Source organism: Thermosulfurimonas sp. (assembly GCF_015491435.1).
Classification (GTDB): domain Bacteria; phylum Desulfobacterota; class Thermodesulfobacteria; order Thermodesulfobacteriales; family Thermodesulfobacteriaceae; genus Thermosulfurimonas_A.
In genome coordinates this window covers 1-10,015 of the sequence record NZ_WFVX01000066.1, presented here as the reverse complement: position 1 = coordinate 10,015, position 10,015 = coordinate 1, and the positions used below count along the sequence as shown (strand labels likewise).

Genomic DNA, 10,015 nt, shown 5'->3' with positions numbered 1-10,015 from the left:
GCCATCATCATTACCGAAATCCCTTATCAGGTGAACAAGGCCAAACTGGTGGAGCGCATCGCCGAGCTGGCCCAGCAGAAAAAACTGGAGGGCATCGCCGAGGTCCGGGATGAATCCGACCGCGACGGGATCCGGGTGGTGGTGGAACTGAAACGGGAAAAAGCGGACCAGGCCCGGGTGATCCTGAATCAGCTCTATAAAAACACCCCCCTGGAGAGCACCTTCGGGGTGATCATGCTGGCCCTGGTGCGGGGCCGGCCGGAGTTGCTCTCCCTCCGGGAGGTGCTCTTTCACTTTCTGGCCCACCGCAGGGAGATCGTCCTGCGACGCACCCAGTACGATCTGCGCAAGGCCCGGGAGCGGGCCCATATCCTGGAGGGACTGCTTCGGGCCCTGGATCACCTGGACGAGATCATCGCCCTTATCCGCGGCTCCCGCACCCCGGCCGAGGCCAAGGAAAAACTCATCCGCCGTTTCGCCTTTTCCGAGGCCCAGGCCCAGGCCATCCTGGATATGCGTCTCCAGAGGCTCACCGCCCTGGAACGGGAGAAACTCAAGGCCGAGTACCAGGATCTTCAGCGCCAGATCGCCTGGTTCGAAAAGATCCTCTCCGACGAGGAAACCCTTAAGGGAGTGATCGAGGCCGAACTGCGGGAACTGAAAGAAAAATACGCCGATCCCCGCCGCACCCGCATCGTCCCCGAGGAAGGGGAGGTCTCCTGGGAGGACCTGGTGGTGGAGGAGGCCATGGTGGTGACCCTCACCTACCAGGGCTATATCAAACGCCTGCCCCTTTCCACCTATCGACACCAGCATCGGGGCGGACGGGGAATAAGCGGGATCTCCGTCTCCGAGGAGGATGCGGTAAGAGGGCTCTATGTGGCCACCACCCACGAAATCTTTCTCTGTTTCACCAATCAGGGCCGGGTTCACTGGCTCAAGGTGCTGGACATTCCCCAGGCCGGACGTCAGGCCCGGGGGGTCCTTCTTTCCAATCTCCTGCACCTGGAGGAAGGGGAGCGGGTGGCCACCGTGGTGCCGGTGAGGGAATTCCGCGAGGACCGCTACGTGGTCTTCGCCACCCGGAAGGGGCTGGTGAAAAAGACCCCGCTTTCGGAATTCAGTCATCCCCGTTCCCGGGGGATCCTGGCCATCAAACTCCATGCCGGAGACGAGGTGGTGGCAGCCACCCTTACCGAGGGAAACCAGGAGATCCTCCTCCTTACCCGGGAGGGACAGGCCATCCGTTTTCCGGAGGATCAGGTGCGCCCCATGGGCCGGGCCGCCGCCGGGGTTAAGGGCATGGATCTCTCGGAACGGGATGAAGTGGCCAGCCTTCTGGTCCTCACCCCGGATGAAGGCAGGGATCTCCTCACCGTTACCGAACACGGCTATGGCAAGCGGACCCCTCTTTCGGAGTATCGTGTCCAGAGCCGCGGAGGCAAGGGGATCATCGCCGCCCGGGTGGATCATAAAAGCGGCAAACTGGCCGGAGGCCTCCTGGTGGCCGAGGAAGACGAGATCCTGCTCCTTTCCGATTCCGGAAAGATCATTCGTATCCGGGTAAAGGAGATTCCCTACAAAGGGCGCGCCACCCGGGGGGTGAAGCTCTTTCTTCTCGACGGCGGGGAACGCATCGTGGGACTGGAGGTGGTCCGGGAGGTTTAGACCGGCCTATAGAAGGCATCGCGTTCCACGGGTTCGAAACCGGCCGCACGGATGAGCCGTTCGATTTCCGCGCGGGATAGGGCCTCGGCCTCACGGCCTCCGGAGGCTTCGCTGATATGTTCCTCAAGGACCGTCCCGTGCAGATCGTCGGCCCCGAAATGGAGGGCCAGCTGGGCGAGCTTTACCCCCAGAAAGACCCAGTAGGCCTTGAGATGAGGGATATTGTCCAGCAGCAGCCGGGCCACTGCCGTAAGACGCAGATCCTCAAAACCCGTGGTGGGCTCCACCTCCCCTTCCAGAGGGGTATTCTTGGGCTGAAAGGGCAGGGGTACAAAACAGAGAAAACCCCGGGTCCGATCCTGGGCCTCCCGCAACCGCAGGAGATGATCCACCCGTTCCTCCGGGGTCTCCAGATGGCCGTAAAGCATGGTGGCATTGGTGGGGATGCCCAGGCGATGGGCGGTGCAGGCTATCTCCAGCCATCTCTCTGCGGAGATCTTGCGGGGAAAAAGTCTCTCCCGGAGCCGGGGGGAAAAGACCTCCGCTCCCCCTCCCGGCAGGCAGGAAAGCCCGGCGGCCTTAAGCTCCCGAAGTACCTCCTCCACCGATTTTCCGGAAATCCGGGCCAGATGATCTATCTCCACACAGGTGAAGGCCTTGATATGGGCCTCGGGGAAGGCCTCCTTTACCGCGGAGAGCAGTTCCAGGTAATAACTGTAGGGTAGCTCGGGGTGCACCCCGCCTACGATGTGAATCTCCCGGGGAGGAGGACCCTCCGAGAGTTTCCGCACCGCCTCCTCCGGGGAAAGAACATAAGCCCGGGAGTCTCCCGGAGGACGCCAGTAGGCGCAGAAACGGCATCTATTCTCGCAAACGTTGGTATAATTGAGGTGTCGATTGAGGACATAATAGGTCTTCCGGCCGTGGAGGCGCTCCCTTACCCTGCGGGCCAGCACCCCCAGGGCCAGCAGATCCGGGGAGGAAAGGAGCCTCAGGCCATCTTCCCGGGATAGCCTCTCCCCGGCTTCTATCTTTTCGTAGATATCGCTCAGTCCGGCCCGACGGATTGTTTCCGGTATCATCCCTGGCTATACTAAAAAGGTTACCAGTGCCTGGCAAGGGCCGGGAATCCGGGAGTTATGAAAGGGGAATGGCTTCCGCAGGAGGAATGGATTCGGCGCGAACGGGAGAAGGCCCGTCAGCTGCGCAAGACCCGCTGGTGGCGCAGAAAATGTGCGGCGGGGGTCTGTTATTACTGCGGGCGTAAGGTCCCGCCCCACGAACTCACCATGGACCACCGCATCCCCCTCTCTCAGGGAGGACGGTCGGAAAAATCCAACCTGGTCCCGGCCTGCAAGGAATGTAATTCCCGGAAAAAATACCTCCTTCCCTGGGAATGGGAGGAATATCTGGCCAGGCTCCGGGGAAAATAGGTTTTAGGGATCAAGGGGAAAACCCGCAAAAGGGGCAAAGAATATGTGCGGAATTATCGGCTATCTGGGGGACCGTCCGGTAAAGAGTGTGTTGCTGGAGGGGCTCAGGCGTCTGGAATATCGGGGCTACGATTCGGCGGGGGTGGTCTTTTTCGCCCGGGAGGGGCTTTTCCTGCACCGGGTCAAGGGCAAGGTGCTGGACCTGGACGAGAGTCTGGCCCGGCTGGAGGTCCCCGGAAGGGCTCCGGGGCTGGGACACACCCGCTGGGCCACCCATGGAGAACCCTCGGAGACCAACGCGCACCCCCATCAGGACTGCACAGGTGAGGTGGCGGTGGTGCACAACGGAATCATCGAGAACTACCATAGCCTGAAGAAGGAACTGCGTGCCCGGGGGCATCGGTTCGCCTCCGAAACCGACACCGAGGTACTGGCCCATCTCATCGAGGAGGCCCTGCGGGAGACCGGGGATCTTTCCGAGGCTGTGCGCCGGGCCCTGCTTAAGGTGCGGGGAGCCTACGCCCTGGGGGTCATCTGGTTACGGAATCCGGAAAGGATCGTCTGTGCCCGCAATCAGAGCCCCCTGGTCCTGGGGCTGGGGGAGGGGGAGGTCTTTCTGGCCTCGGATGTCCCCGCCCTCCTGCCCTGGACCCGGCGGGTCATCTTCCTGGAGGATGGGGATCTGGCCGAACTCAGCCGGGAGGAGGTCCGTCTCTTCGGACTGGACGGGAAACCGCTTCACCGCCCGGTGCAGGAAATCACCTGGGATGCCTCTCAGGCGGAAAAAGGGGGGTTCCCCCATTTCATGCTCAAGGAGATCTATGAACAGCCCGAGGCCATTCGGGATACCCTCCTGGGACGGATGGACCCGGAGAACGGTCGGGTGGACCTTTCCGATGCCGGGCTGGAAAGGGATTTCTTCGAGGGAGTGAACCGGATCTTCATTGTAGCCTGCGGCACCTCCTACCATGCCGGTCTGGTGGGGAAATATCTCCTGGAACGCTGGGCCGGAATCCCGGTGGAGGTGGACCTGGCCTCGGAGTTTCGTTATCGGGCCCCTCTGGTCCGATCCGATGCCCTCACCGTGGTCATTTCTCAATCCGGTGAGACCGCGGACACGCTGGCCGGGCTGCGACTGGCCCGGGAACTGGGGTCCCGGGTGCTGGGAATCGTGAACGTGCTGGGAAGCACCATCGCCCGGGAATCTCACCGGGTGATCTATACCCACGCCGGCCCGGAAATAGGGGTGGCCTCCACCAAGGCCTTTACCTCCCAGCTTACGGTCCTGCTCCTTCTCACCCTCTATCTGGGGGAGCTTACCGGGAGGATGGAGGAATCCCGCCGGCGCTCCCTGGCCCGGGAGCTGGCCGCCCTTCCCGTCCTCCTCACCCAAATTATCGAGAACACCCACCCTCAACTACGTTCCCTTTCGGAAAAATACTTCCGTCGGGAGAACTTCCTCTATCTGGGAAGGAACATCCTCTTTCCGGTGGCCCTGGAGGGGGCCCTCAAGCTCAAGGAGATCTCTTATATCCATGCCGAGGGTTATGCCGCCGGGGAAATGAAACACGGCCCCATCGCCCTTATCGAGGAGACCGTGCCCACGGTGGCCCTGGCGCCCCGGGAGGCCGGGGTGATCTACGAAAAGATGCTTTCCAATATCCAGGAGGTACGCTCCCGAAGAGGGCCGGTCCTGGCCTTCGGGACCCAGGGCGATCGGGATCTGGCGGCCCTTGCCACCGAGCTGGTGGAACTCCCTGCGGTGTCCTGGGAACTATCTCCGCTGGTTTATACCGTGCCCCTGCAGCTTTTTGCCTATGAGATGGCGGTGCGACGGGGCTGCGATGTGGATCAGCCCCGGAATCTGGCCAAGAGTGTCACCGTGGAGTGAGGCGCCGCAGGCTGATCCCCAGGGCCAGCACCCCGAAGGCCACACTCACGTTGAGGGAACGCTTGCACCCACGCATGGGAAGTTCCACCACCCGGTGCGCCCGGGAAAGGATCTCCGGATCGACCCCGGCGAGTTCGTTCCCCACCACCAGCGCGAAAGGGCCTTCAGGGATCGGGTCTTCGGGATGCCAGGGCTCTCCCCCGGTCTCCAGCACCCATACCGTCCAGCCCTTTCCCCGCAGACGCTCTATCACCTCCACCGCATCGGGGTGATACGACCAGGACACACATCTTTCCGCCCCCAGGGCGGTCTTGCTTATTCCCGGATGCGGCGGAGCGGGGGTGATGCCGCAGAGATGAAGATGGGACCATCCGGCCGCATCCGCGGTGCGAAAAATGGACCCCACGTTCCAGGCGCTGCGCAGGTTCTCCAGCACCGCGGAACACGGCGGAGAGAGGGGCTCGGCGGGGTGCTCCGCATCGGTCTCTAACTCCCTTTCCCCCACCTGAACCACCCTGCCTCCGCAGGCCGGACATCCCCCCACCTCTTCCAGGGCCGGGAACCGGAGTCCGCATCCCTCACACCGATAAAACCGGGCCTTTACCGGCATCTGACTATCCGGGCCTCCTTCGCGGGACTTCCTGGAGTCGTCTTTTGGGGTAAATTTTAACCTACACCCGAAGGGGAGACCTCGAGCCCGGGCTCACCCTGAATTCGCTTGAGGACGAGGAGGAAGAGATGCACATAGCGGTCATCGGGACAGGCTACGTCGGACTGGTCTCCGGAGCCGGAATGGCCGATTTCGGCATGAAGGTAATATGCGTGGATAAGGACCGGGAGAAGATTAAACGGCTGGAGAAGGGGGAGATTCCCTTTTACGAGCCCGGGCTGGAGGAACTGGTGCAGCGCAACATGAAGGCCGGAAGGCTTTCCTTCACCACCGATCTCAAGAAAGCGGTAAAACAGGCCCTGGTGGTCTTCATCTGTGTGGGTACGCCCCCGGCTCCAGACGGTTCAGCGGATCTCTCTCAGGTCCGGGAGGTGGCCCTTTCCCTGGCCGAGGCCCTGGATGACTACAAGGTGGTGGTAACCAAAAGCACCGTTCCGGTGGGGACCAACCGGTGGATCAAAAGCCTCATCGACAAACACAAGAAAAACAACGTGGCTGTGGACATCATCTCCAATCCGGAGTTCCTGCGGGAGGGATCGGCGGTGGAGGATTTCATGCATCCCGACCGGGTGGTCATCGGGGGGGAGAGCGCCTACGCCATCGCCATCGTCAAAGACATCTATCGCCCCCTTTACCTGGCTGAAACCCCGTTTATCATCACCGATCTGGAGACCGCGGAGATGATCAAATACGCGGCCAACGCCTTTCTGGCCACCAAGGTGAGTTTCATCAACGAGATCGCCAATCTCTGCGAGAAGGTGGGAGCGGATGTGACCGTGGTGTCTCGCGCCATGGGGTTCGATCCGCGTATCGGACGGAAGTTCCTCAACCCCGGGCCGGGTTTCGGGGGCTCCTGTTTCCCCAAGGACGTAAAGGCCCTGGTGCATCAGGGACGCGAAGTGGGAAGCCCCATGCGCATCCTGGAGGCGGTGCTGGAGGTAAACGAGCGACAGAAAATGCGAGCGGTGGAAAAGGCCGAGGCCCTGTGCGGAACCCTGAAGGGCAAAACCGTGGCTGTACTGGGACTTTCCTTCAAGCCCAATACCAGTGACGTCAGGGAGGCCCCTTCCCTGAGTGTGGTTCCCGAGCTGGTAAACCGGGGGGCCCGGGTACGGGTTTACGATCCGGTAGCCATGCAGGAATTCCGACGCTGGCTTCCGCACCTCAGGGTGGAATACACCGAGGACCCTCTCTCCGCGGCCCGCAAGGCCCACGTGCTCATTATCCTTACGGAATGGAACGAGTTTCGCTTCCTGGATCTGGGGGAGATCAAAAAGATCATGGCCGAACCCAACCTGGTGGATATGCGCAACATCTACGAGCCGGAGACGGTCAAGGCCCTGGGGTTCCGCTACCTGGGCGTGGGACGAAGCTAGAATTCCTCGTTAAGAAAAGGATTCTCCCGTTTCTCCCGTCCTATGGTGGAGGTGGGGCGATCGCCGTAATCGTGCCCGGGGAAGACCACGGTGTCCTCCGGGAGGACCAGGAGTTTTTCGCGAATGGAACGCAGCATCTGGAAATAGTCTCCTCCGGGAAGATCCCCTCGCCCCACCGCCCCCACAAAGAGGGTATCCCCGGTAAAGAGGAAGCGCCGGTCGTCATAAAAGCATACCGACCCCGGCGAATGTCCGGGGGTATGGAGGACCCGAAGGTGGAAGGGGCCCAGGGAGAAGGTCCGCCCCTCCTCGAAGGTCTCATCCGCCGGAGGATTGGGGGGGAAACCCCAGGAGAGGAAGACCCCGGCCCCGGGACCGTGTACGAAGAACTCCTCGTCGGCCCGGTGCAGAGCATAGGGGGCGCCCAGGGCCTGCCGGATTTCACCGGCGGCGGCCACGTGATCGGCGTGCCCGTGGGTGCCGAGGATCCATTTCACCCTCAACCCCAGTTCCCTCACCCGGGCCAGAATCTTCTCCGCCTCTCCGCCGGGGTCGATAACCACCCCCTCCAGGCTCTCCGGGTCATAGACCAGATAACAGCACACCGCCAGCGGCCCCACCACCAGGGTCTCCACCTGGAGATAATCTCCGGCCATCTTTACCCTCCGTAAGAAAGGATCTCCCTTCTTATGCTTTTAACCCGTTTTCGGATCTCCGGCCACAGGTGAAGAACCTTCTCCGGCCTGGAACGGGGACGGGTGCGCGGATGGTCCGGCACAAAGGGACAGGGAGGAAGGTTCCTTCTGGCTGCAGCCGAAAGCCCCAGTTCGCTCAGATCCCGAAAGACCTCCTCCTTGGTGTATCCCAGAAGGGGCCTGAGGGGATAGGTTTTGGAGGCCCGCACGCTAAAGAGCAGCGCCGGAAGGGTCTGACTGGCCTGCTCTCCCAGGATCTCTCCGGTGGCCACCGCGGAAAAACCCTCCCTGCGGGCCACCTCTTCGGCGATCAGCAGCATACAGGCCTTGCAGAAAAAACACCTTTCCCGCCGGGGAACCTTTTCCCCTATAAATTCCTGGATCTCCCGAAACCCCACCCGGAAAAATTCCACCCGGGCCCGGGGCAGAAAATAGGCCAGCTCCCGGGCCACCGTCTTCACCTTCTCCACTCGTCCGGGAACTTCATCATCAAAGAAAACCAGGGCCACCTCCTGACCCCGGCAAAGGAGTCTCACCGCCGCCAGAAGAGAATCCGGTCCGCCGGAAAAGAGAAGTAGCACCCTTTCTCCGCTTCCCACCGGCAACCCTCCGAGACCTCGCCGGGGCCGAAGCAGGAGAAGGAGGTCCCCCTCCCGGCCCTCGAGATGGATCTCCAGGTGTTCCGGAGGATGGTTATCCCAGTAGGAAAGATACCTGCGGGCCAGATCTCCCAGAATCTCCAGCAGACGACCCTTGAGATGCAGCAGCCGGGAAAGGCTCTCCCGGGAGCGGATCGGAGGGACATACACCACGAAGGTAAAGGGCCGGGGAGGGAGAAGCCCTTCCCAGAAAGACGGCGAAAGCAGTTCCTCGGCCGAGGGCGCGAAAAGCTCGGTTATGCGCCCCAGACCGGGATGGGTCCGGAGGAGACGTTCATGCTCATCCGGGAGCTCCACCCGGAGTCTTCCCCCTTCCCTTTCCACCCGAAGGGGTATGCCCAGGGCCTCGGCCCGGGAAAGGAGCGTCTGCAGGCCCAGATTTTCCAGCTCCCGTCGGGTAGCCGGGGCCTTGACCCCGATCTCTCCGGAAAAACTGACCCGATAACCCCTCAAGACTTCCGGGCCCGACGCTTCTCCGCCAGATAGTCCGCCGCCGAAAGAGCGGCTACGCAGCCCTCTCCCACGGCCTTGGCCACCTGGAAGGGAGGGCCGGTCACATCCCCGGCGGCGAAGACCCCGGGGATATTGGTGGCCTGCCGGCGATCCACCTGGATATAGCGCATATTCTCCGGATCAAGCGCCACCCCCAGAGAGGTGGCCAGTTCCAGAGCCCCCCGGGCCCCTTCCTCAAAAAAGACCCCTTTTACCGAAAGGACCGTACCGTCGGAAAGTCTCAGACCCTCCACCTCTTTCTGCCCCAAGACCTCCTCCGCCTGAGAGCGAACCCATTTTACCCTAGAGGCTGCAAGTTCTTCCTTCAGGGTCTCCGAAACCTTGAGTTCCCGGGCCACCAGAAAGACCTCGGAGGCTATATGGGAAAGGGTCAGGGCCCCATAGACCGCGGCACTCCCCTCCCCCACCACGGCCACGGGCTGTCCGCGGAAGAAGAAGCCATCGCAATCCACACAATAGGAGACCCCCTTCCCCACCAGATCCTCCTCGCCACGGATCTTCTTCTTGCGACGGCTAACCCCCAGGGCCAGAATGAGGGCCTGGGCCAGGATCTCCCGGCCCGATTCCGGAACCACCAGAAAGCCTTCCTCCCGTATCTCCAGTTTCACCACGTCCTCGGTACGGTGTTCGGCCCCGAAACGCAGGGCCTGATCCAGCCCGGCCCGCAGGAGTTCCTCACCGGAGACCTTACCCCGGAGCCCGAAGTAATTTTCCATGTGGGCTCGAAAGAGGGCGCTGGCCTCAAGACGCCCGAAAATAAGGGTGCGAAGCTTGCGCCGGGCCGCATGGATAGCTGCCTGAAGACCGGCCGGACCACAACCCAGAATGACTACCTCAAACCTCTCCACCTTCCACCTCCTCGGCTTCATCCTCCAGGGCTTCCCTGGGTACGGAAATACGATACTCCTCGGAGAGCCAGAGATCCAGATCCACCAGTTTGCACCTGCGGGAACAGAAGGGCCGATAGGGATTCTCTTCCCAGGAAACCGGTTTTCCGCACACCGGACACCGGGTTAGCTTACCAGCCATACCGCACGGTCCTTGAGGGTGGAAATGATCTTGGTGGACACCGACCCTAGAAGGAGTCCCTTAAAACCGCCCCTACCCCGC

General features: G+C 61.8%; 10 protein-coding genes. 4 read left to right on the top strand and 6 right to left on the bottom strand.

Annotation, left to right across the window (positions count from 1 at the left end):
* Positions 1-1,668 (top strand): DNA gyrase C-terminal beta-propeller domain-containing protein (locus F8J34_RS02985; protein WP_297056389.1); only part of this gene is annotated, 1,668 nt, incomplete at its 5' end.
* On the opposite strand, the gene mqnE is transcribed toward F8J34_RS02985, so the two are convergent.
* On the bottom strand, positions 1,665-2,750 hold the full coding sequence (gene mqnE / locus F8J34_RS02980; protein WP_297056387.1) for an aminofutalosine synthase MqnE: 1,086 nt from the start codon (positions 2,748-2,750) through the stop codon (positions 1,665-1,667). The two genes, F8J34_RS02985 and mqnE, sit on opposite strands and share 4 nt — an antisense overlap.
* Positions 2,751-2,807: 57 nt before the next feature.
* Here mqnE and F8J34_RS02975 point away from each other — a divergent pair, with 57 nt between their 5' ends.
* Together F8J34_RS02975 and glmS are read left to right on the top strand one after the other, a co-directional pair.
* On the top strand, positions 2,808-3,101 hold the full coding sequence (locus F8J34_RS02975; protein ID WP_297056385.1) for an HNH endonuclease: 294 nt from the start codon (positions 2,808-2,810) through the stop codon (positions 3,099-3,101).
* A 43-nt stretch (positions 3,102-3,144) separates the two neighbouring features.
* Positions 3,145-4,992, top strand: a complete 1,848-nt coding sequence (glmS, locus tag F8J34_RS02970; RefSeq protein WP_297056383.1) for a glutamine--fructose-6-phosphate transaminase (isomerizing) — start codon at positions 3,145-3,147, stop codon at positions 4,990-4,992.
* On the opposite strand, the gene F8J34_RS02965 is transcribed toward glmS, so the two are convergent.
* Positions 4,979-5,602 carry a TrmH family RNA methyltransferase gene (locus tag F8J34_RS02965; RefSeq protein ID WP_297056381.1) on the bottom strand — a complete coding sequence of 208 codons (624 nt, stop codon included), beginning with the start codon at positions 5,600-5,602 and terminating at the stop codon, positions 4,979-4,981. The two genes, glmS and F8J34_RS02965, sit on opposite strands and share 14 nt — an antisense overlap.
* Before the next feature lie 128 nt (positions 5,603-5,730).
* On the opposite strand from F8J34_RS02965, the gene F8J34_RS02960 reads away from it, so the two are divergent.
* Positions 5,731-7,038, top strand: coding sequence for a UDP-glucose/GDP-mannose dehydrogenase family protein (locus F8J34_RS02960; RefSeq protein ID WP_297056379.1), 1,308 nt, complete (start codon positions 5,731-5,733; stop codon positions 7,036-7,038).
* On the opposite strand, the gene F8J34_RS02955 is transcribed toward F8J34_RS02960, so the two are convergent.
* The 4 genes from F8J34_RS02955 to F8J34_RS02940 are packed head-to-tail and all read right to left on the bottom strand — an operon-like array spanning position 7,035 to position 9,934.
* Positions 7,035-7,694, bottom strand: a complete 660-nt coding sequence (locus F8J34_RS02955) for an MBL fold metallo-hydrolase (RefSeq protein ID WP_297056377.1) — start codon at positions 7,692-7,694, stop codon at positions 7,035-7,037. The genes F8J34_RS02960 and F8J34_RS02955 overlap by 4 nt on opposite strands.
* 2 nt (positions 7,695-7,696) lie before the next feature.
* The gene (locus F8J34_RS02950; protein WP_297056375.1) at positions 7,697-8,845 is read right to left on the bottom strand and encodes a hypothetical protein; all 1,149 of its coding nucleotides are present in this window, start codon (positions 8,843-8,845) and stop codon (positions 7,697-7,699) included.
* Positions 8,842-9,753 (bottom strand): FAD-dependent oxidoreductase, encoded by a 912-nt coding sequence (locus F8J34_RS02945; protein ID WP_297056373.1) that lies wholly within the window; start codon positions 9,751-9,753, stop codon positions 8,842-8,844. The genes F8J34_RS02950 and F8J34_RS02945 overlap by 4 nt, the downstream gene beginning before the upstream one ends.
* A complete protein-coding gene (locus F8J34_RS02940) occupies positions 9,740-9,934 on the bottom strand; it encodes a DNA gyrase inhibitor YacG (protein WP_297056371.1) in 195 nt (64 codons plus the stop codon). The genes F8J34_RS02945 and F8J34_RS02940 overlap by 14 nt, the downstream gene beginning before the upstream one ends.
* Positions 9,935-10,015 lie beyond the last annotated feature (81 nt).

Coding starts and splice junctions, on each gene's coding strand:
- mqnE (WP_297056387.1), bottom strand. CDS start 2,750: ATGATACCGGAAACAATCCGTCGGGCCGGACTGAGCGATATCTACGAA.
- F8J34_RS02975 (WP_297056385.1), top strand. CDS start 2,808: ATGAAAGGGGAATGGCTTCCGCAGGAGGAATGGATTCGGCGCGAACGG.
- glmS (WP_297056383.1), top strand. CDS start 3,145: ATGTGCGGAATTATCGGCTATCTGGGGGACCGTCCGGTAAAGAGTGTG.
- F8J34_RS02965 (WP_297056381.1), bottom strand. CDS start 5,602: ATGCCGGTAAAGGCCCGGTTTTATCGGTGTGAGGGATGCGGACTCCGG.
- F8J34_RS02960 (WP_297056379.1), top strand. CDS start 5,731: ATGCACATAGCGGTCATCGGGACAGGCTACGTCGGACTGGTCTCCGGA.
- F8J34_RS02955 (WP_297056377.1), bottom strand. CDS start 7,694: ATGGCCGGAGATTATCTCCAGGTGGAGACCCTGGTGGTGGGGCCGCTG.
- F8J34_RS02940 (WP_297056371.1), bottom strand. CDS start 9,934: ATGGCTGGTAAGCTAACCCGGTGTCCGGTGTGCGGAAAACCGGTTTCC.